At 57.8% G+C, this 25,659-nt stretch carries 23 protein-coding genes, 5 tRNA genes and 3 pseudogenes; 11 read left to right on the forward strand and 20 right to left on the reverse strand.

Annotated features, from left to right (window positions below; all coding sequences use genetic code 11):
• Nucleotides 1–38: 38 nt before the first annotated feature.
• Nucleotides 39–1,730, forward strand: a complete 1,692-nt coding sequence (locus AC1DQM_RS07145) for an Hsp70 family protein (RefSeq protein WP_477745909.1) — start codon at nt 39–41, stop codon at nt 1,728–1,730.
• On the opposite strand, the gene AC1DQM_RS07150 is transcribed toward AC1DQM_RS07145, so the two are convergent.
• The 13 genes from AC1DQM_RS07150 to uvrB form a co-directional block, all read right to left on the reverse strand.
• Nucleotides 1,727–4,405, reverse strand: a complete 2,679-nt coding sequence (locus tag AC1DQM_RS07150) for a DUF805 domain-containing protein (protein WP_477745910.1) — start codon at nt 4,403–4,405, stop codon at nt 1,727–1,729. The two genes, AC1DQM_RS07145 and AC1DQM_RS07150, sit on opposite strands and share 4 nt — an antisense overlap.
• A complete protein-coding gene (locus AC1DQM_RS07155; protein WP_477745911.1) occupies nt 4,402–5,100 on the reverse strand; it encodes a DUF1266 domain-containing protein in 699 nt (232 codons plus the stop codon). The genes AC1DQM_RS07150 and AC1DQM_RS07155 overlap by 4 nt, the downstream gene beginning before the upstream one ends.
• Before the next feature lie 190 nt (nt 5,101–5,290).
• Complete coding sequence (locus AC1DQM_RS07160) at nt 5,291–5,737, reverse strand: Hsp20 family protein (RefSeq protein ID WP_018928101.1); 447 nt, start codon at nt 5,735–5,737, stop codon at nt 5,291–5,293.
• Between the two features lie 131 nt (nt 5,738–5,868).
• Entirely contained in the window at nt 5,869–6,828 is a 960-nt protein-coding gene (locus tag AC1DQM_RS07165; protein WP_018928102.1) for a tRNA dihydrouridine synthase, read from the reverse strand.
• Nucleotides 6,829–6,925: 97 nt separating this feature from the next.
• The gene (locus AC1DQM_RS07170; RefSeq protein WP_019582115.1) at nt 6,926–7,363 is read right to left on the reverse strand and encodes an acyl-CoA thioesterase; all 438 of its coding nucleotides are present in this window, start codon (nt 7,361–7,363) and stop codon (nt 6,926–6,928) included.
• A 48-nt stretch (nt 7,364–7,411) separates the two neighbouring features.
• The gene (locus AC1DQM_RS07175) at nt 7,412–8,245 is read right to left on the reverse strand and encodes an alpha/beta fold hydrolase (RefSeq protein WP_018928104.1); all 834 of its coding nucleotides are present in this window, start codon (nt 8,243–8,245) and stop codon (nt 7,412–7,414) included.
• A gap of 31 nt (nt 8,246–8,276) precedes the next feature.
• Nucleotides 8,277–8,816, reverse strand: coding sequence for a TetR/AcrR family transcriptional regulator (locus tag AC1DQM_RS07180; RefSeq protein ID WP_019582113.1), 540 nt, complete (start codon nt 8,814–8,816; stop codon nt 8,277–8,279).
• 182 nt (nt 8,817–8,998) lie between these two features.
• Nucleotides 8,999–9,074 (reverse strand) — tRNA-Glu (locus AC1DQM_RS07185).
• An 80-nt stretch (nt 9,075–9,154) separates the two neighbouring features.
• Nucleotides 9,155–9,230: transfer RNA gene (locus tag AC1DQM_RS07190), tRNA-Ala, on the reverse strand.
• A 53-nt stretch (nt 9,231–9,283) separates the two neighbouring features.
• A tRNA-Glu gene (locus AC1DQM_RS07195) sits at nt 9,284–9,359 on the reverse strand.
• A 79-nt stretch (nt 9,360–9,438) separates the two neighbouring features.
• Nucleotides 9,439–9,514: transfer RNA gene (locus tag AC1DQM_RS07200), tRNA-Ala, on the reverse strand.
• A 189-nt stretch (nt 9,515–9,703) separates the two neighbouring features.
• Complete coding sequence (gene gltX / locus AC1DQM_RS07205) at nt 9,704–11,185, reverse strand: glutamate--tRNA ligase (RefSeq protein WP_018928106.1); 1,482 nt, start codon at nt 11,183–11,185, stop codon at nt 9,704–9,706.
• Between the two features lie 189 nt (nt 11,186–11,374).
• Entirely contained in the window at nt 11,375–13,390 is a 2,016-nt protein-coding gene (gene uvrB, locus AC1DQM_RS07210; RefSeq protein WP_019582112.1) for an excinuclease ABC subunit UvrB, read from the reverse strand.
• A 336-nt stretch (nt 13,391–13,726) separates the two neighbouring features.
• Between uvrB and AC1DQM_RS07215 the strand changes: the two genes are divergently transcribed.
• Both AC1DQM_RS07215 and AC1DQM_RS07220 read left to right on the forward strand, forming a co-directional pair.
• Nucleotides 13,727–14,923: an amino acid aminotransferase gene (locus AC1DQM_RS07215; RefSeq protein WP_086945457.1), complete on the forward strand. Its 1,197-nt coding sequence runs from the start codon at nt 13,727–13,729 to the stop codon at nt 14,921–14,923.
• Between the two features lie 139 nt (nt 14,924–15,062).
• The gene (locus AC1DQM_RS07220; RefSeq protein WP_007935214.1) at nt 15,063–15,263 is read left to right on the forward strand and encodes a hypothetical protein; all 201 of its coding nucleotides are present in this window, start codon (nt 15,063–15,065) and stop codon (nt 15,261–15,263) included.
• On the opposite strand, the gene AC1DQM_RS07225 is transcribed toward AC1DQM_RS07220, so the two are convergent.
• Nucleotides 15,260–15,490: a hypothetical protein gene (locus AC1DQM_RS07225; protein ID WP_018928109.1), complete on the reverse strand. Its 231-nt coding sequence runs from the start codon at nt 15,488–15,490 to the stop codon at nt 15,260–15,262. The two genes, AC1DQM_RS07220 and AC1DQM_RS07225, sit on opposite strands and share 4 nt — an antisense overlap.
• 227 nt (nt 15,491–15,717) lie before the next feature.
• On the opposite strand from AC1DQM_RS07225, the gene AC1DQM_RS07230 reads away from it, so the two are divergent.
• From AC1DQM_RS07230 to AC1DQM_RS07265, 8 genes and pseudogenes are all read left to right on the forward strand, one after another.
• A tRNA-Asn gene (locus AC1DQM_RS07230) sits at nt 15,718–15,793 on the forward strand.
• 162 nt (nt 15,794–15,955) lie between these two features.
• Entirely contained in the window at nt 15,956–17,278 is a 1,323-nt protein-coding gene (locus AC1DQM_RS07235) for a tyrosine-type recombinase/integrase (protein ID WP_477745912.1), read from the forward strand.
• A gap of 899 nt (nt 17,279–18,177) precedes the next feature.
• Nucleotides 18,178–18,520 (forward strand): annotated as a pseudogene (locus AC1DQM_RS07240) (integrase domain-containing protein); the annotation flags it as partial.
• Nucleotides 18,521–18,738: 218 nt separating this feature from the next.
• The gene (locus AC1DQM_RS07245; protein ID WP_014860758.1) at nt 18,739–19,071 is read left to right on the forward strand and encodes a carboxymuconolactone decarboxylase family protein; all 333 of its coding nucleotides are present in this window, start codon (nt 18,739–18,741) and stop codon (nt 19,069–19,071) included.
• Nucleotides 19,072–19,115: 44 nt separating this feature from the next.
• Nucleotides 19,116–20,222, forward strand: a complete 1,107-nt coding sequence (locus AC1DQM_RS07250) for an alkene reductase (RefSeq protein ID WP_304630285.1) — start codon at nt 19,116–19,118, stop codon at nt 20,220–20,222.
• A 48-nt stretch (nt 20,223–20,270) separates the two neighbouring features.
• Nucleotides 20,271–20,489, forward strand: coding sequence for a tautomerase family protein (locus AC1DQM_RS07255; protein ID WP_071550870.1), 219 nt, complete (start codon nt 20,271–20,273; stop codon nt 20,487–20,489).
• A 167-nt stretch (nt 20,490–20,656) separates the two neighbouring features.
• Nucleotides 20,657–21,059, forward strand: a pseudogene (locus tag AC1DQM_RS07260) (NAD(P)H-dependent oxidoreductase); the annotation flags it as partial.
• 13 nt (nt 21,060–21,072) lie between these two features.
• Nucleotides 21,073–21,357: pseudogene (locus AC1DQM_RS07265) on the forward strand (glutathione-regulated potassium-efflux system protein KefC); the annotation flags it as partial.
• Between the two features lie 14 nt (nt 21,358–21,371).
• Here AC1DQM_RS07265 and AC1DQM_RS07270 read toward each other — a convergent pair.
• The 6 genes from AC1DQM_RS07270 to AC1DQM_RS07295 all read right to left on the reverse strand — a co-directional run bounded on the left by AC1DQM_RS07270 (nt 21,372) and on the right by AC1DQM_RS07295 (nt 25,563).
• The gene (locus AC1DQM_RS07270; protein ID WP_477745913.1) at nt 21,372–21,701 is read right to left on the reverse strand and encodes a thioredoxin family protein; all 330 of its coding nucleotides are present in this window, start codon (nt 21,699–21,701) and stop codon (nt 21,372–21,374) included.
• A gap of 63 nt (nt 21,702–21,764) precedes the next feature.
• Nucleotides 21,765–22,463, reverse strand: coding sequence for a DsbA family oxidoreductase (locus AC1DQM_RS07275; protein WP_477745914.1), 699 nt, complete (start codon nt 22,461–22,463; stop codon nt 21,765–21,767).
• Between the two features lie 23 nt (nt 22,464–22,486).
• A complete protein-coding gene (locus tag AC1DQM_RS07280) occupies nt 22,487–23,059 on the reverse strand; it encodes a TetR/AcrR family transcriptional regulator (RefSeq protein ID WP_477745915.1) in 573 nt (190 codons plus the stop codon).
• A 105-nt stretch (nt 23,060–23,164) separates the two neighbouring features.
• Nucleotides 23,165–23,938 carry an SDR family NAD(P)-dependent oxidoreductase gene (locus AC1DQM_RS07285; protein ID WP_477745916.1) on the reverse strand — a complete coding sequence of 258 codons (774 nt, stop codon included), beginning with the start codon at nt 23,936–23,938 and terminating at the stop codon, nt 23,165–23,167.
• 98 nt (nt 23,939–24,036) lie between these two features.
• Nucleotides 24,037–24,591, reverse strand: coding sequence for an OsmC family protein (locus tag AC1DQM_RS07290; protein WP_477745917.1), 555 nt, complete (start codon nt 24,589–24,591; stop codon nt 24,037–24,039).
• Nucleotides 24,592–24,987: 396 nt separating this feature from the next.
• Nucleotides 24,988–25,563 (reverse strand): TetR/AcrR family transcriptional regulator, encoded by a 576-nt coding sequence (locus tag AC1DQM_RS07295; RefSeq protein ID WP_071550876.1) that lies wholly within the window; start codon nt 25,561–25,563, stop codon nt 24,988–24,990.
• Nucleotides 25,564–25,659 lie beyond the last annotated feature (96 nt).

Genomic DNA, 25,659 nt, shown 5'->3' on the forward strand with positions numbered 1-25,659 from the left:
GGGTCGCGCTTTTTTGTACTGCCTCAAAGAGATCAACCATGCAGGATGCAACCCTCTCCCGTCCGGCCTTGCTGGGCATCGACCTTGGGACCACCAATAGCCTGATCGCCGTTTGGCAGGAAGGTCAGGCGCAGTTGATTCCGAACGCCCTTGGCGATGTCCTCACCCCTTCAGTGGTCAGCCTCGATGAGGACGACAGCATTCTGGTGGGCAAGGCCGCCCGCGCCCGCCTGACCACCCATCCAGAACGTACGGTGGCGGCGTTCAAGCGTTTTATGGGCAGCGACAAACAGTTCGAACTGGGCGGACGGCAATTCAGCCCCGAAGAATTGTCAGCGCTGGTGATCGGCTCGCTCAAGCAGGATGCTGAAGCCTGGCTAGGCCGACCGGTGTATGAGGCGGTGATTTCGGTGCCAGCCTATTTCAGTGACGAGCAACGCAAACGCACGCTGTTTGCCGCCGAACTGGCAGGCCTGACGGTGTCGCGGCTGATCAACGAACCGACCGCCGCTGCCATGGCGTACGGGCTGCACGAGCAGAAGTTCGAGCGCACGCTGATTTTCGACCTGGGCGGCGGCACCTTCGATGTCACGGTACTGGAATACGCATTGCCGCTGATCGAAGTGCATGCCTCCACCGGCGACAACTTCCTCGGCGGTGAAGACTTCACCGCCGCGTTGTTGCAGGCCTGCCTGAAAGACTGGCAACTCCCCCCACAACAGATCGATAGCCAAGGGTTGGCCAGCCTGGGCGATGCTCTGGAGCAACTCAAATGCAAACTCGGCGAAGGCACCCAGCACCTGAGCTGGAACGGTGCCGGCGCCTTGCGTGAGTGGTCGCTGGATGAAGCCGCCGCGCTGAAAATCTGGGAACCGCTGCTGGCCCGGTTGCGCGCCCCCATCGAACAAGCCCTGCGCGATGCACGGCTCAAGCCTCGGGACCTCGACAGCCTGGTGCTGGTCGGTGGCGCAACGCGGATGCCTGTCGTGCAGCAGATGGTCGCCACGCTGTTCGGGCGCCTGCCCTATCGCCACCTCGACCCGGACACGATTGTCGCACTGGGCGCCGCTACCCAGGCAGCGTGCAAGGCCCGAGACAGCGCAATCGAGGAGCTGATTCTCACTGACGTCTGCCCTTACACGCTGGGCATTTCGAGCCGTCGCGGTGAGGACGTCAGCGGCGCCTTCTCGCCGATCATCGAACGCAACACCGTGATCCCGACTTCTCGGGTGCAGCGCTTCTACACCACCCATCCGCAACAAGACCACATCCGTATCGAGGTCTATCAGGGTGAGCGGCCGTGGGTGCGGGATAATATTTTCATCGATGCCTTCGACGTCGCGGTAGCACCCAGCGACCAGACGCAAGCCCTGGATGTGCGCTTCAGCTACGACATCAACGGTTTGCTTGAAGTCGACGTGACCCTGCTGGCCAGCGGCGAACGCCACAGCCACAGCATCGATCGCAGCCCCACCGGGCTCGACCCACAATCACGGAAAAGCAGCCATGAGCGGCTCAAAGCCCTGAAAATCCATCCACGGGACGCGCTGCCCAATCGCACTCTGCTGGCGCGACTGGAGCGTGCATGGACGCAAAGCCTGGGCGACGAACGCGAACAAATTGCCGATTGGCTGGATACTTTTACCGCCGTGCTCGGTGGCCAGCAATCGGTGGAGATTGCCAGCCATCGGTCACAACTCAATAAAGCACTGGATCAGCTGCGCCTTTAGCCATTAAGCCGCCGCAGAGTCGCCTGCAAGCCACCGGGCAGCGTGTCCTCACCGGCGCTGCCCGGCGGCACACCATAGCGGTTAGGCAGCTTGTCGCCGGGAAAGCCGAACAACACCAGAGGCAGGAACGGCAATACCGGCGTCAGACAGGCAAAGATCAGCAGCGTGGGAATCCCCCGCCCCATGTCATGCAGCCGACGCAGAATCGCACTGAGCAACAGCGCGATGCCCAGCAGCATGACAACTCCCAAGACAACGGTGCCATTGAGCAGCACCATGATCGGGGTGATCAGCACACCTCCCAGCACCTGCCCGATAAACGCCTTGCGCCCCAATCGAGAGCCCAAGCGCCAGACCGCAGTGGACGGCACCGGGCGCGTGTCGCTTTTGGCCAGGAGCAGACGCTCACTCCAGGACAGCAAGGCAGTCAATGCCAGACGCAGGCCCACACTGTTCGCGGCGTCATCCTTGCCACGCTGCAACTGTTGCAGCACCTTGGTCCTGGGCACTCCTGAGGCGCCATAACGAATCAGACTTTTCAGCGTATCGAGGACTTCATAGACCAGCAGCTTGTCGACGTCGAAATCCGTCAGCACTTTGCGCGGTGGCCAAACAGGCTCTCCTTTGATCAAACCATCACGAAACGCTTCAAACCAACCATCTTCACAACTGATAGCGGCGATGGATTGCAACAGTGCGCGATGCTGCTCGGCGTCAAGGCTCGGGTCGTGATACAGCACACCCCAGAGCAGCATCAGCCCCAGCAAATCCTCGCCGCACGCATCAGGATCACTTTCAATGCAGGTATAGAGCTGCGCATTAGCGGGCAGTGCTGCGCTGTCGAGGGCCTGTTGCACATTGAACAGCTGCTGCACGAGCAGGCCATGAACCGGGTCAGTACCTTGCAGCCACCCCAGCAAACCCGCGCAGTTACCTTGCTCGCGCTGCAGGCGCCGCAATAACGGCTGAAGCCGACTCAGGGGGTGAGCCGGGTTGAGCTCCAGTCGCTCCAGACATTGGGTATCGATCAACGTCAGCCAACGTTCCGGCTCTACGAACAACGCCAACAGGAATACTGTTTGAGCGTGCCATTGCCACGCAGCCTCGCCTTGCGCAATGACCGGCAGGACTGCGCCTCGCTGCCCCAACTGGACCAGCAGACTCAAGCTGCGCAAGTTCACGTCCGCTTCTGCGTCCAGCAAATCAAATACCTGATCGATCCGCACCAGGGCAGACTGATCGTAGCCCCGCAGCCTGCTCAGCCACAGGCGGCAAATCTTGTGCGGCTCGCCTTTTGTCAGCTCCTCGGCCAGTTTCGGTTCAACTGAACGACTGCTGAGAAAGGCCTTCATCGCCAACGGAATCGGCGCCTGGTTCAACCAACAGAGTTGCTGCTCTGCCTGATACTTGAATCCGGTCAACACCAACCCCTCAAGGGCATCGAACGGATGCGGCTCGTCCAGTATTTGTTGCAACAACCCCACATCCCCACGATGCAAGGCCCATGCATGCTGGTATAGACGCTGCAAGCGGGAATCCGCATGCTCTCCTAGCAGCAATGCCAGCAGAGGCAGTTCATCCCCCGTCATTCGCCAATCGACAAATGCGCCTGCCAAACCTTGCAGATCGAGTTGCCCGACCCCAAGCCAGCGAGCCAACGTTTCGGGACGCTGTGAAGGGCTGCCATATTCTTGAGTAACATCGTCAAGGTCATGGGACCAGTCACGGAAATTTTCCAAACGGTCGAATGCCTGGATCAGCAGTGCGAGAAAGTCCGGCTGACGTTTGGCACAAAGCTCCAGCAAGCAGCTTTCGGCCTTCGGATGACGGTACTCCAGCCAGAGCCGGATCCAGCAAGGCAGCGCTTGATCTTCAAGGCCCAACAAACTGCTTTGGCAAGCCAACAGATAAAGCCAATCGCTATCGTCTGGTGCTTGTCCCTGTCGTTCGACGCACAGTTGCAGCAGGCCTGCACCACCGATACCGGCTTGAGTGAACTGCACCAGTAAGCGCTTGATGAATACTTCGTCCGACGGCAGCGGCAGACAGGTGTGATGGCTGGCGAAGTCTTCGAATTCATGGAGCGGCCGATGCTCAAAGAGGTAGTCGAGGCTACGGGCATACCACAGGGTTTCCATCTGCACAGGCTCGGACCAGCCACTCATCAGTGTCGTGTCGAACGGGTCTGGCTTCTTGATGCGTTGCAGGAACTCTTCGACTTTATTCGCCTGCTCGAACTGCAGATCCAGCAGTTGATGCTCCCACCCCATTCGTTGCGCCAGCAGATTCGCGCAACGGTAAGACAACGGCCCGGCATTGGCCAATGGGTGAAACAACCCCCAACTGAGGTCATCAAGTGTGTCTAGAGGCAACTGATCCAACGCTTTGACAAATGCTCGCCAAGCCTGCGGATGGAAGCGACGAGCCGGATCTTCGAGCAACGCGTAAAAATCCACCAAGGTTTGCGGAATCTCGGGAACACCAGCGCCCTCCTCGTCGACGTCGACCTCTTCATGACGGGCAAAACGGGTGGCACTTTCATAGGCCTCACGCAACGCCTGAAAGCCTTCGGGATCACTCTCCGGGTGATGTTCCGGCAAACGCGCGCGGTAGGCATCTCGAATCAGTGCCTGGTCTTTGGTGGGTTCTATACCCAAGCGTATCCAGCAACTCATGACCAGTCGAACTCCCCCAGGGACGCCGGGCGCGGCGGCGGATCGAGGTCTATGTGCCAGGGCAAGTCGGTCAGGAAAGAAGGGATGTCGCGCGCAAGACCTCGTGCAATGAAAGCGCTACCCGAAGACTCCCCTTGCCGATCAAGCTCGTGAGCCATCTGTTCGTCGCTGTTACCCAGACAGCTCCAGAACGCGTGACCAGCCAAGAAACCGTTGAAATAAGAAAACCAACTACCGTAATGGTATTGCGCCCTTACAGCCAGTCGGGCATGCAACCAAAGACTCTCGGATAAATCGATCCACTCATTGCGCAAGCCACAGCGCAAGAGAAACCCCATACGCCCGAGATCCCAGGCCCTGATACCACCCGGTCCACACCCACCAAAGGTACGCCCGGCGAATTCGTGCAAATCGCGCTCACGGGGGGACAGTGTTTCAAGCAGTGCCTGCCATTCGCCAGGCAAGCAACGCTGCCACGCCCGATACGCTCCATCGAGGTATGAGGCATGACCGTCGTCCGCCATCCCTTCGAGCATGCTCAACAACTGCGGCCGGTCATTGATGCCCCAGCTGCATTGCAGGTCAATAAATTGCGGATCGGAGTAGAAAGCAGGCTCGTCGTAATCGGCACGAGGATTGAGGGCCACCATCGGCGCAGAAAGACCGCACAGCCAACGCTGTTGTATCTCTTCCATGAAAAAAAGCTCCGGGCCGACCAGGCAGAATGTGGGGGTCGGCAAAACTGGCGCGGATTGTAGAGAAGCCGCCATAAGGCGGTAAAGCTTGCATGACCGTTTTGGTGGAAAAACAAAAAGGCCCCGACAAGTCGGGGCCTTCATTCAGCGGGTTACAGCCTGTTCAGACGAATGTATTTCTTCCAATGACTCAGTGCTGCAGAGCCGGTTTTTCCGCCCCATTGATCGGGATGCGTTTGGCTTTCGCTTCTTCCGGAATCACCCGCAACAGCTCGATATTCAACAAACCGTTGCGCAGTTCGGCGGCCTTGATTTCGATGTGGTCCGCCAGACGGAACGACAGTTTGAAGGCGCGCTGTGCGATGCCTTGGTACAGGTAAGTGACGTTTTCGTCCGCGTCACGTTTGCCGCCACTGATGGTCAGTACACCTTTTTCTACTTGCAGGTCCAGGTCGTCTTCCTGGAAACCGGCGGCCGCCACAACGATGCGGTATTGATCATCACCGTATTTTTCAACGTTGTAGGGTGGATAGGTGCTGCCTGGCTCATTGCGCAGGGCGGTTTCGAACAGGTCGTTGAAACGGTCGAAACCTACCGAGGAACGGAACAGTGGGGCCAAGGAAAATGCAGTACTCATGATTCAAATCTCCTGAACATAATCAGCAAGTTTTTTTGTCTCCGCGACCCGAATTCGGCATCGCGTAATCCTTAGATAAGGACCGCTGATTACTTTTCAAGAGATTATTTTCAGATTTTTTTCAAGCAGATTCAGGCGGCCTCAGACACCTGCAACCCCAGTAAACGCGAGACCTGATCCAGCTCGGTTTCACGACGCAGGACGCCGAACAACTCTACCGCTTCGGGATAATTACGGGTCAGCATTGCCAGCCACTGCTTCAGGCGACCCGGCGATTGGCGTGGTGTCATCTGGGCCTTGGCTTGCAGCCAGAAATCCTGAATCAGCGGCAGCAGCTCGGTCCAGGTCATCTCGACGACCTCCTCACCGGCCCGCGCCGCAGCGATCTGCCTTGCCAGATCCGGACGCGACACCAGGCCACGACCGAGCATGATGTCTTCGACGCCGCTGATCTCGCGGCAACGTCGCCAGTCCTCCACGCTCCAGATGTCACCGTTGGCGAACACTGGCACCTTGACCACGTCCTGGACCCGCGGGATCCATTCCCAGTGAGCTGGCGGCTTGTAGCCATCCGTTTTGGTCCGCGCGTGAACCACGATGTGCGCCGCGCCGCCTTCGGCCAGGGCTGTGGCGCAAACCAGCGAGCCATCGGGACTGTCGAAGCCCAGGCGCATTTTGGCGGTCACTGGAATGTGTGCTGGCACCGCACGGCGGACATGTTCGACGATTTCGTTGAGCAGCTCAGGCTCTTTGAGCAGAACGGCGCCACCGCGCGACTTATTGACGGTCTTGGCCGGGCAGCCGAAGTTCAGGTCGATGACTTCGGAACCCAATTCGCAGGCCAGTGCAGCGTTTTCCGCCAGGCACACCGGATCGGAGCCAAGCAGTTGCACCCGCAGCGGCACGCCGGAGGCGGTACGGGCGCCGGTCAGCAGTTCCGGGCCGAACTTGTGGTAGTAGGCAGGCGTGAGCAGCTGATCGTTGATCCGAATGAACTCGGTTACACACCAATCGATACCGCCCACACGGGTCAGCACGTCCCGCAGGATGTTGTCGACCAACCCCTCCATGGGCGCCAAAGCAATTTGCATGAAAAACACACTCGACGAAAAACATGCGGCAGTTTACTGGTTTCGGCGTGCAGAAGGTATTTCGTCAGACCGGGCAGTGGCAAATGTGCGGACTGTGTCAGCTTGGAACTTGCAACGCCGAGCCATAGCCCTCGATGAATTCCGCCGGCATGCGCTTGGGCTTGCCGGTCGACAGTTCGATGCACACGAACGTGGTCTGCGCCCGCAGCAACGTCGAGTTGTCACTGGGGCGGATCAGCTGGAAGTGTCGGGTCATTCTCAGGCGCTGGTCCCAATCGACTATCCAGGTCGCCAGCTGCAGCTCATCGCCTTCGTAGGCCGCCGCCAGGTAATCGATCTCGTGCCGCACCACCGCCATAGCCCGGTCCAGCCGCCGATACTCGACCAGGTCCAGACCCAGCCGCTGCGAGTGACGCCAGGCACAGCGCTCGAGCCAGGTCACGTACACCGCGTTGTTCGCGTGGCCCAACCCGTCGATGTCTTCGGCGCCCACTTCCAGATCAATGATAAACGGCGTTGCCCGATCCCAGCCCATGCCCCACTCCCGGTCAGATTATTTCGACCGGGGCAGTGTAACGGAAGCTCAGGCCGATTGGCGCGATTGCAGGCTGCGACCGGCCAGCAGCGAGAGCACGCCATCGATCACCCGCGGATCGGCCAGGACCCGCTGATGACCGCCCTCTTCCAGGCGCAACAAGCGACTGTCGAACCAGGCTTCGTGAATCAATTGGGACTCCTTGACCGAGACAAAGCTGTCGTCCTCGGCATGGACAATCAGGCCTGGCATGTCGAGCTGATAGTGCGCGACATCCAGCGCAGCAGCACGCATGCCAACGTCTTTTTCGACCTGACGAATGAACGCCGAACGGGCTTTGGGCGGCAGGCGTACATAGCGCGCAAAACCGCGCAGCACCCCAAGGATTCGCGCCGGGGCGGCGATCGAGACCAGGGTTTCGGTGCGCAAGCCCAACTGCACCGCGAGCATGGCGCTGGCGCCGCCCATCGAGTGACCGATTACCGCTTGCAGCGGCGGTAGTTCAGCAGCTGCTTCAAGCATCGCCCGGGCGAACAGCACCACATTGGCTTCGCGTCCAGGCGAGCGACCATGAGCCGGGCCGTCCAGGGCGACCACGGTGTAACCGGCATCGACCAGCGCCGTGATCAGCGCGGCAAACTGCGTTGGCCGGCCTTCCCAGCCGTGCATCAACAACACCGCCGGGCCCTGCCCCCAACGCAGCGCCGAGAGGCCGAAGCGCAAGGTGATCCGCTCGGATTTCGCCAGCAGCGGCAATTCCCAATCACGCGGCGGCAACTCCCGCGGGGTCATGAATGCCAGACGCATCTTGCTCGCCACCAGCTTCGGTGCGAACCAGCCCAAGGTGCCATTAACGCCACGAACCCAGCTCAACGTGTTCATCGCCCATCTCCTCAGGCTGGATGCCTTTAGGTCACAGCACCGCCGATTTGGCGGCGCGCAGCAATCGATCGGACAACTCTCCTGGCCCCAGCGCCCGCGCCAGCGCCAAACCACCCACCATCAAGGCGATGTCGGCCAAGACCTTGTCGATGTCTTCCGGGCTGGCTGCCAACTGCGCGACCATCAATTCAATATGTTCATTCAACGCCACACGAAATTCGTCCGGCAGACGGCCCAGTTCACTGATCGACGCTGGAACCGGGCATGCCTGCTCGGTGGAATCACGGTGTTTGCGCGACAGGTAGAACGCTGCGACCAACGCGCGACGCTCTTCGCCGGTCAACTCGGCATCCATGTCGGCGATCAAGTCACGACGATGGCTGAGCAGCTGCTTGAACGCTTCCAGCATCAACGCGTCCTTGCTCTCGAAGTGCGCGTAGAAACCGCCGACCGTCAGGCCGGCCGCGCCCATCACTTCGCCCACGCTCGGCTCGGCCGGGCCGCGCTGGATCAGCGCTGCGCTGGCAGCCTTGAGGATGCGTTCGCGGGTTTGAGCTTTTTTATCGTTCATCGTTGCCTCCGAATATTACGACTAGAATATTATTCTCATAATAATTTTCCGCAAGTCGTGGATGTGACCGCTGGTCTGAAGAACAGTGTTGGGGAAAAAGGTGATTTGGCCAAACGCCAGACAAACAAAAGGGCCATTCAATAATTGAATGACCCTTAAAAATCCCGCAAAGCGGGTAATCGTGGCGTCCCCTAGGGGACTCGAACCCCTGTTACCGCCGTGAAAGGGCGGTGTCCTAGGCCACTAGACGAAGGGGACGCAAACCCTTCTATACAACTGATCAGTGCTGAGAGCTGATCGATTCAAGGCCGGTGTGGCCAGACCTTGAACTGTAAAATTGGTGGAGCTAGACGGGATCGAACCGTCGACCTCTTGCATGCCATGCAAGCGCTCTCCCAGCTGAGCTATAGCCCCGGATTTTTCGCCTCGCGGCGGAGCGACATCTTGCAACATCGCTTCTGTAAAACTGGCGTCCCCTAGGGGACTCGAACCCCTGTTACCGCCGTGAAAGGGCGGTGTCCTAGGCCACTAGACGAAGGGGACGCAAACCCTTCTATACAACTGATCAACGCTGAGTGTTGATCGCTTCAAGGCCGGTGTGGCCAGACCTTGAAGTGTAAATTGGTGGAGCTAGACGGGATCGAACCGTCGACCTCTTGCATGCCATGCAAGCGCTCTCCCAGCTGAGCTATAGCCCCTCATCGCTGAGGACGGGGCGAATCTTAATGGCGCATCGGAAAGCTGTCAAACTTATTTTTCAAAAAATTTAAAATTTTTTGCCGACATAACAATCACTTACCGCCCTCCCCCCGTAAATTCGGGGGAAGCGCCGAAGATCAGGATCAAAAGATCGCGGCCTTCGGCAGCTCCTACTGAGTCAAACGCCGTCAGGCAATCGCGCCCAGAAGCTTTTCCCACTCTTTGTTTTCTTTCTTCGACACGCCGCCCAGCAGGTCAATGGCCTGGCGCAGACGGAAACGGGTCAGGTCCGGACCGAGGATTTCCATCGCGTCGAGTACCGATACCGAACTGGCCTGCCCGGTGATCGCGGCAAACATCAGCGGCATGGCGTCACGCAGCTTCAGCTCCAGGGATTCGACCACCGCCTGAATCGTTGCGGTGATGCTGTCCTTCTCCCACTGACGCAGGCTTTCCAGCTTCCACAGGATCAATTGCATCAACTGACGAACCTGATCGCCCGAGAGCTTCTTGGATTCGAACAGTTTAGCGTCCGGATTCACGCCACCAGCGAAGAAGAAGCCAGCCAGCGGTGCGACCTGGCTGAAGGTTTCAACCCGGCCCTGCACGTGCGGCGCGATCTTCATCATGTATTCAGGGTTCAGCGCCCACTTCTGCACGCGAGCGGCGAACTCTTCCACCGGCAGGTCACGCAGCCACTGGCCGTTGAGCCACGACAGTTTCTCGATGTCGAAAATCGGCCCACCAAGCGAGACGCGGCTCAGGTCGAAGTTGTCGACCATTTCCTGCAGGGAGAACTTCTCGCGCTCGTCCGGCATCGACCAGCCCATGCGGCCCAGGTAGTTGAGCATCGCTTCCGGCATGAAGCCCATGCGCTCGTAGAACGTCACCGAGGTCGGGTTCTTGCGCTTGGACAGCTTGCTCTTGTCCGGGTTACGCAGCAGCGGCATGTAGCACAGCTGCGGCTGTTCCCAGCCGAAGTACTCGTACAGCAGGATCAGTTTCGGTGCCGAAGGCAGCCATTCTTCACCGCGCAGCACGTGGGTGATGCCCATCAGGTGGTCGTCGACCACGTTGGCCAGGAAATACGTCGGCAGGCCGTCGGTCTTCATCAGCACTTGCATGTCCATGCGATCCCACGGGATCTCGACATCGCCACGCAGCATGTCCGGCACCACGCACACGCCTTCGGTCGGCACTTTCATGCGGATCACGTGGGGTTCGCCGGCAGCCAGGCGGCGCGCGACTTCTTCCTTGGACAGCAACAGCGCACGGCCGTCGTAACGCGGGGTCTCACCGCGGGCCATTTGCTCGGCGCGCATCTGGTCCAGCTCTTCAGCGGTGCAGAAGCACGGGAAGGCATGGCCCATGTCGACCAGTTGCTGGCAGTACTTCTGGTAGATATCGCCGCGCTCACTCTGACGGTAAGGACCGTGCGGGCCGCCGACATCCGGGCCTTCGCTCCAGTCGATACCCAACCAGCGCAGGGCGTCGAAAATCTGCTGTTCGGACTCGCGGGTCGAACGCAGTTGGTCGGTGTCTTCGATCCGCAGGATGAACTCACCGCCATGCTGCTTGGCAAAGCAGTAGTTGAACAAAGCGATGTAAGCGGTACCTACGTGGGGGTCCCCGGTAGGCGATGGCGCGATGCGAGTGCGGACGGTGGTCATGGCATGTCTCAAAAAGAATGAAAAGCGAAGATCAAACAAGGGGCGAATGGTAACAGGCGATAGCCGCCCGGCTCCAGTGAGTGCGGGATTTAAGCGCCGCAGGAGCTGCCAAGGCTGCGATCTTTTGACTTTGCCTGTAAAAACAAGATCAAAAGATCGCAGCCTTCGGCAACTGCTACAGAGGGAGCGTCAAACCGCGATCAACCGCTCCCGCAGCTTGCCGATTTCGTCGCGCAGCTGCGCCGCGGCTTCGAATTCCAGGTCGCGGGCGAGCTGGTACATCTTCTCTTCCAGCTGACGAATGCGCTTGGTGATCTCGCTCGGCGAACGCAATTCGGCTTCGTATTTGGCGCTTTCCTCGGCAGCCTTGGCCATGCCTTTGCGCTTCTTGCTGCGCGAACCCGGCACAGTCGCGCCTTCCATAATGTCGGCGACGTCCTTGAACACCCCTTTGGGCGTAATGCCGTTGGCCAGGTTGAAGGCGATCTGCTTGTCGCGACGACGCTCGGTTTCGCCGATTGCCCGCTCCATGGAACCAGTAATCCGATCCGCATACAGAATCGCCCGGCCATTAAGGTTGCGTGCCGCCCGGCCAATGGTCTGGATCAGCGAGCGTTCGGAGCGCAGGAAACCCTCCTTGTCCGCATCAAGAATCGCCACCAGCGAGACTTCCGGCATGTCCAGGCCTTCACGCAGCAGGTTGATCCCCACCAGCACATCGAAGGTGCCGAGGCGCAAGTCACGGATGATCTCGACCCGCTCCACGGTGTCGATGTCCGAGTGCAGATAACGCACGCGCACGCCGTGATCGGCCAGGTAATCGGTCAAATCCTCGGACATGCGCTTGGTCAGCGTGGTGACCAGCACCCGCTCTTCCAGGGCTACGCGCTTGGTGATTTCCGAGAGCAAGTCGTCGACCTGAGTCAGCGCCGGACGGATTTCGATCTGCGGGTCCACCAGGCCAGTCGGGCGCACCACTTGCTCGACCACGCGCCCTGCGTGCTCCGCCTCGTAATTGCCCGGTGTGGCCGAGACAAATATTGTCTGCGGGCTGATGCCTTCGAACTCGTCGAAACGCATTGGCCGGTTATCCAGCGCCGATGGCAGGCGGAAGCCGTATTCCACCAGCGTTTCCTTACGGGACCGGTCGCCCTTATACATGGCACCGACCTGCGGCACGCTGACGTGGGATTCGTCGATCACCAGCAAGGCGTCGGCTGGCAGGTAGTCAAACAACGTGGGCGGCGCCTCGCCGGATGCACGGCCCGACAGGTAGCGCGAGTAGTTTTCAATGCCGTTGCAGTAACCCAGCTCCAGAATCATCTCCAGGTCGAAACGGGTGCGTTGCTCCAGCCGCTGGGCTTCCACTAGCTTGTTGTTGGAGCGCAGGTATTCCAGGCGCTCCTGCAACTCGACCTTGATCCCCTCGACGGCGTCGAGCAGGGTTTCCCGAGGCGTCACGTAATGGCTCTTCGGATAGAAGGTGAAGCGCGGCAGCTTGCGGATGACTTCGCCCGTCAGCGGATCGAAGGCGGACAGGCTTTCCACCTCGTCATCGAACAGCTCGATGCGGATCGCCTCAAAATCGGATTCCGCCGGGTGGATATCAATCACATCGCCGCGCACCCGGAAAGTCGCCCGGGCGAAGTCCACGTCGTTGCGGGTGTATTGCAAATCGGCCAGGCGACGCAACAGCGCACGCTGGTCGAGCTTGTCGCCGCGATCCACGTGCAACACCATCTTCAAATAGGTTTCCGGGCTGCCCAGACCGTAGATGCACGACACCGTGGTGACGATGATTGCGTCTTTGCGTTCCAGCAGCGCTTTGGTCGCGGACAGGCGCATCTGCTCGATGTGGTCGTTGATCGAGGCGTCCTTCTCGATGAAGGTGTCGGACGACGGCACATAAGCTTCGGGCTGGTAGTAGTCATAATAGGAGACGAAGTATTCAACGGCGTTGTTCGGGAAGAACGCCTTGAACTCGCCGTACAACTGCGCAGCCAGGGTCTTGTTCGGCGCCAGCACCAGCGTCGGGCGCTGCACTTGGGCGATCACGTTGGCGATGCTGAAGGTCTTGCCCGAGCCGGTCACACCGAGCAGCGTCTGGTGCGCCAGCCCGGCCTCGATGCCCTCGACCATCAGACGGATGGCTTCCGGCTGATCGCCGGCGGGCTCGAAGCGGGTGACTAGCTGGAATTCAGACATACATACCTCTGGTTCACTCTTGCCCGGTTAAGCCGGACAGGAACGAGAAAGACCGCAAACGACCGATGTCGCCCGAGGAAAAAACTGGATTGTGCTCAATGTGGAGCCGATTGCCATCCCTTTCAAGGCAAACGTCCTACATCGGGTAAAACCTTTGACGACGTCGCTCGACCAACGATCGAAAAATAATTGGAAAAACTTACCGTAAAAGCCGAATCGCCTGTCGCCATCAATCGCTGATGGCCTCTATACTAGCTCCCCGTTTGTGCACCGCTCTAGTGCATTCGGCTGGAGCGCGACACGTCCCTCCACACTCCATTCAGAGCCGCCGCAATAATGAGCCTGTTCTCCGCTGTCGAAATGGCACCACGCGATCCAATCCTGGGCCTCAACGAAGCATTCAATGCCGATACCCGTACCACCAAGGTCAACCTGGGGGTCGGTGTTTACTGCGACGAGCAAGGGCGAATCCCTCTCCTGCGCGCCGTTGTCGAAGCCGAGACGATTCGCGCCGCTCAACACGTTTCCCGTGGCTACTTGCCGATCGACGGCATCGCCGCCTACGACCAGGCCGTGCAGAAACTGCTGTTCGGCAATGACTCGCCACTGATCGCTGCTGGCCGGGTCATCACCACCCAGGCCGTCGGCGGTACTGGCGCGCTGAAAATCGGTGCCGATTTCCTCAAGCAACTGCTGCCGAACGCCGTCGTGGCGATCAGCGACCCGAGCTGGGAAAACCACCGCGCACTGTTCGAAACCGCCGGTTTCCCAGTACAGAACTATCGCTACTATGACGCCGCCACCCACGACGTTAACCGCGCCGGCCTGCTGGAAGACCTGAACGCCCTGCCGTCCGGCTCCATCGTTGTGCTGCATGCTTGCTGCCACAACCCGACTGGCGTCGACTTGAGCCCGGCGGACTGGAAAAACGTGCTGGACGTGGTGAAAGCCAAAGGTCACGTTCCATTCCTCGACATGGCCTACCAGGGCTTTGGCGACGGTATCGATGAAGACGCTGCCGCTGTGCGCCTGTTCGCCGAATCGAACCTGACCTTCTTCGTTTCCAGCTCGTTCTCCAAATCCTTCTCGCTGTACGGCGAGCGCGTTGGCGCCCTGTCGATCGTCAGCGAATCGAAAGAAGAAAGCGCGCGCGTGCTGTCGCAAGTCAAACGCGTGATCCGCACCAACTACTCCAACCCGCCGACCCACGGTGCAAGCATCGTCGCCGCTGTGCTGAACAGCCCGGTATTGCGTGCCCAGTGGGAAGAAGAACTGGCAGAAATGCGTCTGCGGATTCGCGGCATGCGCACCCAGATGGTCGACCTGCTGGCGAAAAACGCTCCACAGCGCGATTTCAGCTTCGTCGGTCGCCAGCGCGGCATGTTCTCCTACTCCGGCCTGACGGTTGAGCAAGTGACCCGTCTGCGCAACGAGTTCGGCATCTACGCCCTGGACACCGGCCGCATCTGCGTTGCCGCGCTGAACCAGAGCAACATCGACGCCGTGACCAAGGCCATCGTTCAGGTGATCTGAGTCGTCGCGTGACATGAAAACGGGAAGCCAAAATGGCTTCCCGTTTTTTATTGGCCTCAGATAAATCTCAAAGCAGCCGCTGCGCCCTTTAAACTCCCACAGGCTTTATGTACACCCGAGAATTCTTGCGAGAACCCACATGAAAAACGACGACCTACGCGCCGACCGCGATGAACTGGACCACTTCGTGCCCCGCTCCTCGGCCAAACGCGGTAATAACCTGGTGCTGCAAGTGGCCGCGGGCGTGTTCCTTGGCGGCCTGGCCTTGTGGCTGGTGCAACTGGCCGCCACGATGCTGTATGCCAAGCTGATGCTCGGCACCATCACTTTTGGCGGTTAGGCCAATTCGCTCGCACGCTGGCTGGCCGCGTCGTCATAGGCGACATAAAGCGACTCGGCCACCTGGCTTTTGATCGCCTTGGTGCTTTCCAGGCCCAGGACAAAACCTTCGGCCTTGCCGCCTGCGCGGTTCAGTTCTTCAGCGGTGCTGGCCTGAGTGATTGCGTCGAACAGTTTCTCGGCGTGCGGGCCGACACCTTTGGGCAAGCTGATCTGAGCGATGCTCATGGGAACACCCCACTGTTTCGGGGTGTGACGGCTGGGTGATTCATGGCGCATACCTTTTCGGCTGAGGGCCGGCAGCGCGTGTCACCACTTCCGGGCAGCCATGGTAGACCTCTCCCGCGCTTCTGGTAACCGCCGATGGCCGATAAACCTCCCTCTGATCCGATGAAAACATCAAATTGCCAACTGAGGCTTGACTTCTCTTTTTGAATCAGTAACATACACGCCATTCCGCGATAGCTCAGTTGGTAGAGCAAGTGACTGTTAATCACTGGGTCCCTGGTTCGAGTCCAGGTCGTGGAGCCAGACAAGGTTCCAGAGAAGGCTTTAAAAATCTCTGAAACCCCCGAAAAACCCGCCTTATGGCGGGTTTTTTCGTTTTGGCGTTCTGTCGGATTCCGGTGGATACCAACCATTTTAAGGGTAGATTTTGGGATAAAGGTCAGTTCGATAAAAGGGAGTACCCTTATGTCGCGCACTACTGCTCCACTCTCCGACGCCGCTTGCCGTTCGGCCAAGCCGACAGACCGCGCCTACAAGCTTTTCGACGGCGACGGCCTTTACCTTCTAGTCCAACCCAATGGCCGCAAAGGCTGGCGTCTCCGTTACGTCAAACCTGATGGCCGAGAAGGACTGACCTCATTCGGCAACTACCCCATCGTTGGCCTCGCGAATGCGCGCCGCAAGCGCTTGGAGGTCAAGCGAATGCTGGCGGATGGCATTGATCCCATAGAGACCAAGCACCAAGCCAAGACGGACGCTCTGATCAAAGGCCGCACCTTTGAAAGCGTTGCCCTCGGCTGGCACACGGAAATGTCAGCCAAGTGGGCACCGGACTATTCCAAGACAGTGATGAGCCGCCTCAAAACTCACCTCTTCCCGCTGATCGGCACCCGCGCCATTGTCGACCTTGATACCCACGACCTTATGCGACCCCTGGACGCGATTAAGAAGCGCGGAACGATAGACATTGCTTTAAGGGTACAAAACTACCTACAGAGCATCATGCGCGAGGCAAAGCGCCTCCGGCTTATCACCGTAAACCCTGCTTACGACCTCGTAGGCTCGATCAAAGCCTCGCGGGTCGTCCACCGCCCCGCCTTATCCTTATCGCGCTTACCTGAATTGCAGGAACGGATCGACACCTATAAAGGCCGCGCACTTACCCGGCTGACGGTCTTGCTGTCGCTGCACGTGTTTGTACGCTCCAGCGAGCTGCGCTTCGCCCGCTGGAGCGAGTTCGACCTCAAACGTGGCGTCTGGGAAATACCCGACACGCGACCAGCGTTGGAAGGCGTACCCTTTTCCACAAGGGGTACGAAGATGGCAGGCGATATCCATCTTGTACCCTTATCGCCGCAAGCGATCGCCCTGCTCGAGCAGATCCACGCAATCACAGGCAAATTTGACTTGGTGTTCGCAGGCGATACCAAGTCTTGGAAACCAATGTCCGAAAACACTGTGAACAGCGCGCTTCGGAAGATGGGGTACGACACCAAATCCGAGATCTGTGGGCATGGGTTTCGTTCGATGGCCTGTAGCGCACTGATCGAGTCCGGTTTGTGGACGGACACAGCCATCGAGCGGCAGATGAGCCACAAGGACCGCAACAACGTCCGCGCCGCTTACATCCACAAGGCCGAGTTCATCGAGGAGCGCAGGCTGATCATGAACTGGTGGAGTCGCTACCTTGAGACTAATAAGCAGAAGCATGTCAGCCCACGCGAATTCGCCAATCAGACGGGTGCGAATCTCACTCGCCTAAAAGCAAAACGTGGCGCAACTGAGTAAGCGCTCGGCCCTCATATCTCAGTGATCCGCTTGTCCACGCGGGTCCATCCAAACAGGGCTGCAAAGCCGCCTGTTTGGATGGACCTCACTTAAAAAATCTAAAGCCCACGCAATTGTCTGTGGAAAACCACTGATTTCCATTAGTGGATAATTTCATCCACAGCCGCAGAACTCCCGAAAATTCGAGCCTTGACCCGAATTCTCCACAGGCGTAGAAAAGGTCGGGCAAAGCGCCGTCGTTGACAGAGCCAGAACCTTTAAGGCTACGCCACGCCGTGGTGGCTCTCCCAAAGTGCGATTAGCGTCCGGTGGCTCGCACGATCACTCACCGAGTGATGGATGCCCACTTCAGATCATTGCCATTGCGGCAAATACATCCCCCTACCCAACTGCCCTGCAGCAACCTATCCGCGTGGCCATTTCATTGCGCCAACCTGCGCCCGTCTCTTTCTCCCGGAAAGAGACGGGCGCTCCTACCACTGCTGCAGCCCACCTCGTACAAGGCTTTGCGGCATTTCCCCTCGTGACAATCGGCGTGACAAACACCGAAATCACCAGCAACAGCGATGTAGATGATGGTGCCGCAGCCCACGGAATGGACTGCACCTGACTGACAGTCAGGTATGCCCCGGTCATCGCATCCCTGCCTTCACCTGACTCAAGATCTCGCGGCATTGGTCTCGTCAGCCAGCGCAGCCTCCACCCGCCCACTTCTTCGGAAGTGTTCAGGAGGCCAGATCATGAGATGCCCAAGCTCCCGGTCGTAAAGAGCCGCCAGTCCCGCGTTAGTGGACACCCCTCACAGGTCGCAGGGGCCTTGATCCCTGATAACACTCAACATCCTTGGCGGGATGACGTGGGGAAAGTTTCAAAGGTTTGGCTTCGAGAGGAGTTCGATCATGGCACCAGTGGGCAGGCGAGATAGACGCAATTTTGGCTATGGCCGGCAACTGAGTTATGCCGGGCCGCAGGCATTGCGCGATCTATTTGGCGGCGGGCATTACGGCACGGTGCAGGCGCACAGTGATCGCTGGCAGGCGTTTGTTCGGTGGTGTCGCTCGGAGGATGGACCAGGGTTTAACGATGCGCGACAAATTGATCGGCAGACCTTGTTGGACTACGCCGGACATCTGCGTCAGCAAGTTGAATAAGTGCGATATCGGCATCGCCACCGCGCAAAACCGGTTGTCCAGTGTGAATCGAACCATGACGACGCTTCGCGGCGATCAGTATGTGAGCGTCTCGACGATGCCTGACAGCAAGCGGTGCTGACAATCAACAGTCCAGTAATCGTCATCCCCATGAAGCGATTTTCTATTGTTCGAGACCAAATTATCAATACCTTCGATTGCGTTGATAGCGAAAATCAGCACGAACACATTGTATGCCTACCAACTGGATGGTAGTTTATTAGCAAGTTTTTAGATAACTGTAATTAACACCATCCCTGTGAGAATCCCATGCAAGATTGGAAGCAAACCCGCAAAGACATCAATACTCGCTTGGTAGAACTAAACGGCCTGTCTCCGGAAACGATGAAAGGCATGGCGGCGCTCGGCGCTGCCGGCGGCAAGACCAATCACCTGGACGCGAAGACCCGCGAACTGATCTCGCTCGCCGTGGCCGTGACCACCCGCTGCGACGGTTGCATCGCCTTCCACGCCGCCGAAGCCAAGAAACTTGGCGTCACCAGTGAAGAAGTCGCCGAAGCACTGGGCGTGGCAATCAACATGAACGCCGGTGCCGCGTTGGTGTACAGCACACATGTGCTGGACGCATTCGATAAGTCGTAAATCAAACACTGACTTTCAACCTGTTAACGACTTCGAGACTAATCATGAATAAGCTGCTCACCCCTTACGATCTGTCCGGTACTGCGCTAAAAAACCGGGTCGTTATGGCCCCCATGACCCGCACCCGGACCCTAGACAACATCCCTAACGAGTTCACCGCGCTGTATTACGCGCAGCGTGCTTCTGCTGGTCTGCTGATCACCGAAGGCCTGCCGATTTCCGACGAAGCCCGTGGCTACCTGTACACCCCAGGTATTTATGCCGACGAACACTTGCCAGGCTGGCGTCAGGTCACCGACGCGGTGCATGCCAAGGGCGGGAAGATCTTCGCGCAGTTATGGCACGTTGGCCGTATGTCCCATATTTCGGTGCATGGCATGGTTCCGGTTTCTTCGGGTACTCAGCCGGCGGTCGATACCACGGTGTATGCCTGGATCGAGCCTGGTGAATCCGGCGCTGTGCAGCCCAGCGTGCCCCGTGCGCTGGAAACGGAAGAAGTGAAACGTGTCATCGCTGACTTTGTGAAGTCTGCGCGTATGGCGATGGAGGCCGGTTTTGACGGTATCGAAATCATGGCTGCCAACGGGTTCCTGTTCGATCAGTTCCTCAGCAGCGCCTTGAACACCCGTACCGACCAGTACGGTGGCTCGATCGCCAATCGCCAGCGCTTTCTGCTGGAAACCATTGACGCGATTTCTGCCGAAATCGGCGGCTCGAAGATTGGCGTACGGTTCTCGCCGTTTGGCCGCCTGTATGACTTTGGTGTGTACGAAGGTGAAGCAGAAACCTGGATGAGCATGGCGGCAGCGCTTAATGAACGCGAGCTGGCCTACGTCCACCTGAACTACCAACCGACCATCGTCGCCGCTGAAACGCCGCCGGGGTTCGGCGCCGCGTTCCGTGAGGCCTACAAGGGTACCTTGATGGCCGCCGGTGGGTTTAACCAAGCCCTCGCTGAGTCGGAACTGGTTAAAGGTGAACTCGACTTGATCGCCTTCGGTACGGCCTACATCGCCAACCCCGATTTGGTGGAGCGCATGCAGAACGGCTGGCCACTGGCAGAGGGTGATCGCGCGACTTACTACGGTGTCAGCGATCGCATTGCCAAGGGTTACACCGACTACCCGGAATACGTTGCAGCCAAAGCCTGATTATTCGCTGTTTCATCACTGTCCACTTCAGACGTTAAGGAGCACACCATGCCTCTCGTTACCATCAAAGGCATTGAAGGCGTTTTTACCGACAAGCAGAAAGCCGAAGTCATCCAGAAAGTGACGGACGCCATGGTGTCTGTGGAAGGTGAAAACATGCGCGCCCTCACCTGGGTCATCTTCGAAGAGGTCAAAAGCGGAGATTGGGGAATCGCTGGCGAACCCGTGACTGCGCAGGACATATTGAAACTGCAAGTAGGTAAATAAAGGGTTCCATCCCCAAAAAGCGACTCTCTGGTCGGTGGGCATCTTCATGCCCAACGACCAGAGAGTTTTTTCGTTTTGAATGAACTCGCGATTTGTCGTGGAATGCTCCCAATGATTCTGATCATTACGCTCACCCTTACCCCGACAAATCCAAGGTTAACGAGGTGATGCTCAGGCAAGCCTCCAATAACCCGGATGTGGTCATACGCTCCCTTTATGACCTGTACCCGGACTTCAACGTCGATGTCCAAGCCGAGCAGCAATCCCTAGAACAGGCAGAGCTTCTGGTCCTGCAACATCCGCTGTACTGGTACAGCTGCCCGCCGCTGCTGAAATTGTGGATCGATAAAGCCTTCACCCAAGGGTGGGCCTATGGCAAAGGCGCCACCGCACTCAAAGGTAAGAGCTTGTTGTGGGCCGTGACCACCGGCGGCGAGCACGACCAGTTCGACATGGGTGACCACCCCCGGGTTTTCGGTGCTTGCCCAACCCCTGCATGCGACCGCGGCCTACTGCCAGATGCGCAGGCTGACGCCTGTGGCTGTCCACGGTGCTTTCAACGCTGTCCCTCGACCCTGCTTTCGCATTGTCCTTGGGCCGCAGGGCATTGGAGCAACTGGGCATTGGTCGTTACAAAGCCCGCGAACGAGCGGATCGATTCCGTCGCCTGAACCTGGAGATGCTGGAAAAAATGGCCGCGCAGCCGGTGGATGATACCGAGTTCAAGTATGACGCCTACAAACAGGCCAACGCGCTGTTAACGGAAATCTTCAACGAAGACCGCGCTCATCCCATCGATAACTGGTCCGGGGCAAATCCACACCCGAGGGATGAAAAAGAACGCCAGGCTGATCAGCCTGACCGCTGATGGAGGAGGTTCGGTTAAATCGCCTCTTCCAACTCCGAAAGAATGGCTTTTTTCATTGTTCCAACTGAACGGGATCCGGGCATGACCCGCAGCAGCCGCCCCTCATGGAACACCGCCAAGGATGGCACCGCCCGGATACCGTACATTTGCGCGATCGTCGGAGACACCGCCACATCAATCTTTGCAAAAGCCGCCAGGGAGTGAAGCTTTTCTTCCAAAGCATGAAAGACCGGCTTCATCTCGTGACAAGGCTTGCACCAGGACGCAGAAAACAGCACGACGCTGCTGCCTTTGGCCACAAAGCGGGCGAACTGCTGAGCACTCAACTTAACGATACGGCTCATTTGGATCTCGCTCTCAACATGGATGAAGGGCGGCACAACCCAGTGCCGCACCGCTTCTGCTGATCAAATTTTGCAGCCATCTATGCCGCAGACTTGACTGCTGAATGCGTCATCTTCGACTTTCGACTTCTCCTGCATCTTGTTCAGCGCTTCAAGAAAAGCAGCCTCAGGCTGAGCACCGGACAATGAGAAGGCATTATCGAATACAAACAAAGGCACGCCCGAACCTAGTTGCGCGGCGATATGTTCGTCTTCCTCCATCTCTTCGCGCAATTCAACGGATGACCACGCCCATTGGATTAACGCGTCCGAAACACCTGCGGCCTTGGCTATGGCCTCCAGGCTGCCGCGATCAAACAGCGACTGACCATAGGAGGTGCTTTGCTCATACAGCGCCTCGACCAAGCGTTTTTTAACGACTTCGTCCGCAACCGCCTTGACCAGTACATGGGCATCTGCGGTATCGCCAAACAGCATGCTGTCAAAGCGATAATCAAGCCCATCGGCCCGGCCATATTTACTGACGGTGTTCATCATCGCGACAGCGGAATCCGGATTGCCGAGCTTGCGTTTAAGGGCAGCGATCATAGGCTCTGGCGCTTGATTCGCCGCCAGACGATAGGCCTTGACGTTGACTTGTACATTGTCTTTTTCAGCAAATTTATCGAGCGCCTGCTCGAATCGACGCTTGGCTATCCAGCACCAAGGGCAAACAAAATCAGACCAGATATCCACTGCATATTTTTTCGAAGAAGTTTGCATGACTCGTCCTGTACTCAAAGAAATCAAGACCGCGCTACCAGCGTTTCAAGCAAATGATCGAAGCCTGCCAACGGGTCGGTTGATCGGCCCAATGTCCAATCGATAAGACTCGCGCCCTCCAGGCTGCTCAGCAGCATGAACGCGTAGGTCTCAACGGGTTTGTCCAGCGACCAGTTGCGCTGCCGGACCCCTGCATTGAGGGTGGCCTGAAGCCAATCGAGCTGGGTTTCAAAGAACGCCCGAGTGAGCCCTTGCAGCGACAGCGGCAGTGCCGCCATTTCTGCCGCCAGGGCACCACACAAGGGCAGCAGCCCCTCGTTGGCGCTAATGATGAAAAGCCGGGCAAAACCACGAAGCCGCAGCAACGGATCGACATGCATTTCTTCGATCGAACTGAGGGTCGCATCGAAGCGTTTGATGTAGTCCTTGATCAGCTCCGCGCCCAGGCTTTCCTTGGTCGGGAAGTGATGGTGAATACTGGCTTTTTTAATCCCGATCTGCGCCGCAAGATCGGCATAACTGAACGCGGAATAGCCCTTGGAGCGCATTTGGGTTTCCGCGGCTCTCAATAGCGCTGCTTTTGTCGTGATCGACATTGAAGACTCCTGCAGCCAGCATTCAGCCTTCTTTCACTTGTACTGAGTGAAGGCGTGAAAGCTCCCGCGATGGGAGCTTTCATCAGGCCGCGCTCGCCACTGTGGTCAGGCCCTAACAGCCATAATTCCAGCATCCACGTCCCAGATTGCGCCGGTCACCCAGGACGTCTTGTCCGACAGCAGGAACAGGATGGTGTTGGCGACGTCTTCGGGAACGCCGACTCGTCCCAGGGGGTGGAAATCGTTCAGCGATTTCATCGCTTCCGGGATCGCCTCTTTGTCCATGAACCCTTCATAGATCGAGGTGTGAACGATCCCTGGTGAGACGGCGTTGACCCGGATACCCGAGTGAGCCAATTCAATTGCCAGGTTGCGTGTCAGCGCATGCAGACCTGCCTTTGCCATGGAGTAGGCAGAGGCCGGTGAACCTGCCAATGCGGCCTGCGCACCGATGGAGCCAACATTGACAATTGCCCCTTCGCGCTTGGCAGCCAGCATGTTCTTGACCACTGCCTGGGTGATGAAGAAGGTCGCACGGTTCAGAGACAAGTACATGTCGTACTCGGCCTCATCGTGCTCGGTGAACGGCTTGGGAATAAAGATCCCGGCGGAGTTCACCATCAGGCTGATATCGCTATGGTTGGCATTGATTTCCTTGCGAACAAAATTCATGCCTTCTTCAGTCATCAGGTTGGCGACGATCACCGACACAGAGCCCAGCGGGCTCAGCTCGTTACGCACCGCATCGGCCTTGTCTTGCTTGCTGCCGGTGAGCACCACGCTGCCGCCTGCCTTGAGCACCATGCGGGCCGTTTCCAAGCCCATGCCACTGGTGCCACCGACAACTAGCAGTTTTTTACCTTTGAAAAAATCGTTCATTGCAGACTCCGGTTATCCAGAACTAATTAGGGTCGGCACCAAGGCGGCTGGCTGCCTGCTAGTGCACGCAAGGTTTGAATCTCTTTGAAACGAGCGAATCAGCCCTCACGCACTTCGAGGGTTGGCACCATGCGGATGGCTTTCGAGAAGTTGGCGTAGTTGACCGAGGTTTTGAGCACCACTTTGTGCAGCTCTTCAACGCGCTCACGGGAGGCGTCGGTGTGCAGTCGAATCACCACACTCACTTCGTCGTAACCTGGGTTGACGCTCTCGTCGAGGCCCAGGAAGCCTCGCAGGTCGAGGGTGCCGTCCGTTTCGATTTCCAGGCTGTGAATCTTGATACCCATCATTGCGGCGTTGGCGGCATAACCGACCGACATGCAGGCGTTGAGAGCGGCCATAAGCAGCTCTTGAGGGTTAGGCGCAGTGTTTTGGCCCAGCAATTCATTAGGCTCATCGGCGACGATTTCGAAATCCCGCGGATAGGTTTCACCGGCCAGACTGTAGCGATTGACTTTGGCCACAGAGCGAGTCTGGCCTTTCCACTGAGTCTTGACGTTGAAGCTCGCGTGGCGCTTGGTCGCGTCCTCAGCAACGCCTCGGGCAAACTGCTGGAGTGCGGCGACATCGATACCATTCAGGTTGTTGCTCATGTGTTCGTTCCTCTTCGGATGGACCGGGCGTTTGGCCCGGAAGAGAAACAAGCCTACCAACTAGTAGGTTGTTGATCAATAGATTATTCTTCTTATAACCAATCGTCAAAAAAACCAGCTTCGACAGAGTTTTCCTGAATAGGGATAACTCCGATAACAATGCAGTAATTTCTACTTAATCTTGTACTTCTAGTCACACACCGAAAGTGTAGACATGGGTAGGTATCCGCAACCCAAATGCGAGACTAGACGTACGCTCGTCAGATTGAGTGCGCGCAAAAAGAATTCAGAGAGTGTGAGCTAAGCGGCTGAAACCACTTACGAGGCGGGAAAACGGACCGAGCCAGCCGGGGCAGAATCGGTCGTTTTATGACGCAGAAAAAAGCTGATCGAACCTCAGTGATGCGTTTCGGTAACCCGAAGCCCATCTAAAATGAAATCAAATCCAGAAGACTGTTCGTAATTGTCGCTCAGCGCCCAAGATACAAAGCTGCCCCCTTCCAACGTATTCAAGATGAACCTGGCAACCTTCACGCCGTCCAGCTCAGCTTTGAGTTCCCCTGCCGCCTGGCCCAGTGCGATATTGGCCTGAAGCCAATTGAGATGGATTTCGAAAAAGTCCCGCGTCAATTCCTTTAGGCTTTCAGGCAAAGCCAGCAATTCCGCTGCCAGGGCGCCGCAGAGTGGAAGCATCGCGTTTTTACTGCTTTGCGCGAACATCAGGGCGAAGGCATTGAGCCGATCGATAATGCCGGTATTTTCATCATTGATGCATTCCAGCTGATTCTTGAACCGGAACAGATAACTCTCAACGATGGCGATCGCCAGACTTTCTTTGGTGGGAAAGTGGTGGTGAATACTCGCCTTCTTGATACCGATGTCTTCCGCCAGATCGGCATAGCTGAAGGCTGCGTAGCCCTTGGTACGCAACAGAATCTCAGCGCTGGTCAGGAGGTCGGAACGTGTACTCATGATGCCGTTTCCAAATTTATCAATGCGGCATCATAAATTAGTACTTCTTCATAAGACAGCGCTCAGGTTGCGCACCTATGAACCACCCACTGGAAT

Source organism: Pseudomonas sp. 01L34, assembly GCF_056400265.1.

Bases quoted from the DNA above. Each gene is read 5' to 3' on its own strand.
- AC1DQM_RS07295 (WP_071550876.1), bottom strand. From the start codon at position 25,563: ATGAGTACACGTTCCGACCTCCTGACCAGCGCTGAGATTCTGTTGCGT.
- AC1DQM_RS07150 (WP_477745910.1), bottom strand. From the start codon at position 4,405: ATGAGTTGCTGGATACGCTTGGGTATAGAACCCACCAAAGACCAGGCA.
- AC1DQM_RS07160 (WP_018928101.1), bottom strand. From the start codon at position 5,737: ATGAGTACTGCATTTTCCTTGGCCCCACTGTTCCGTTCCTCGGTAGGT.
- AC1DQM_RS07280 (WP_477745915.1), bottom strand. From the start codon at position 23,059: ATGTCGATCACGACAAAAGCAGCGCTATTGAGAGCCGCGGAAACCCAA.
- AC1DQM_RS07275 (WP_477745914.1), bottom strand. From the start codon at position 22,463: ATGCAAACTTCTTCGAAAAAATATGCAGTGGATATCTGGTCTGATTTT.
- AC1DQM_RS07290 (WP_477745917.1), bottom strand. From the start codon at position 24,591: ATGAGCAACAACCTGAATGGTATCGATGTCGCCGCACTCCAGCAGTTT.
- AC1DQM_RS07170 (WP_019582115.1), bottom strand. From the start codon at position 7,363: ATGGGCTGGGATCGGGCAACGCCGTTTATCATTGATCTGGAAGTGGGC.
- AC1DQM_RS07220 (WP_007935214.1), top strand. From the start codon at position 15,063: ATGAAAAACGACGACCTACGCGCCGACCGCGATGAACTGGACCACTTC.
- AC1DQM_RS07165 (WP_018928102.1), bottom strand. From the start codon at position 6,828: ATGCAAATTGCTTTGGCGCCCATGGAGGGGTTGGTCGACAACATCCTG.
- AC1DQM_RS07270 (WP_477745913.1), bottom strand. From the start codon at position 21,701: ATGAGCCGTATCGTTAAGTTGAGTGCTCAGCAGTTCGCCCGCTTTGTG.
- AC1DQM_RS07245 (WP_014860758.1), top strand. From the start codon at position 18,739: ATGCAAGATTGGAAGCAAACCCGCAAAGACATCAATACTCGCTTGGTA.
- AC1DQM_RS07215 (WP_086945457.1), top strand. From the start codon at position 13,727: ATGAGCCTGTTCTCCGCTGTCGAAATGGCACCACGCGATCCAATCCTG.
- AC1DQM_RS07155 (WP_477745911.1), bottom strand. From the start codon at position 5,100: ATGGAAGAGATACAACAGCGTTGGCTGTGCGGTCTTTCTGCGCCGATG.
- AC1DQM_RS07235 (WP_477745912.1), top strand. From the start codon at position 15,956: ATGTCGCGCACTACTGCTCCACTCTCCGACGCCGCTTGCCGTTCGGCC.
- AC1DQM_RS07175 (WP_018928104.1), bottom strand. From the start codon at position 8,245: ATGAACACGTTGAGCTGGGTTCGTGGCGTTAATGGCACCTTGGGCTGG.
- AC1DQM_RS07285 (WP_477745916.1), bottom strand. From the start codon at position 23,938: ATGAACGATTTTTTCAAAGGTAAAAAACTGCTAGTTGTCGGTGGCACC.
- gltX (WP_018928106.1), bottom strand. From the start codon at position 11,185: ATGACCACCGTCCGCACTCGCATCGCGCCATCGCCTACCGGGGACCCC.
- uvrB (WP_019582112.1), bottom strand. From the start codon at position 13,390: ATGTCTGAATTCCAGCTAGTCACCCGCTTCGAGCCCGCCGGCGATCAG.
- AC1DQM_RS07250 (WP_304630285.1), top strand. From the start codon at position 19,116: ATGAATAAGCTGCTCACCCCTTACGATCTGTCCGGTACTGCGCTAAAA.
- AC1DQM_RS07145 (WP_477745909.1), top strand. From the start codon at position 39: ATGCAGGATGCAACCCTCTCCCGTCCGGCCTTGCTGGGCATCGACCTT.
- AC1DQM_RS07255 (WP_071550870.1), top strand. From the start codon at position 20,271: ATGCCTCTCGTTACCATCAAAGGCATTGAAGGCGTTTTTACCGACAAG.
- AC1DQM_RS07225 (WP_018928109.1), bottom strand. From the start codon at position 15,490: ATGAGCATCGCTCAGATCAGCTTGCCCAAAGGTGTCGGCCCGCACGCC.
- AC1DQM_RS07180 (WP_019582113.1), bottom strand. From the start codon at position 8,816: ATGAACGATAAAAAAGCTCAAACCCGCGAACGCATCCTCAAGGCTGCC.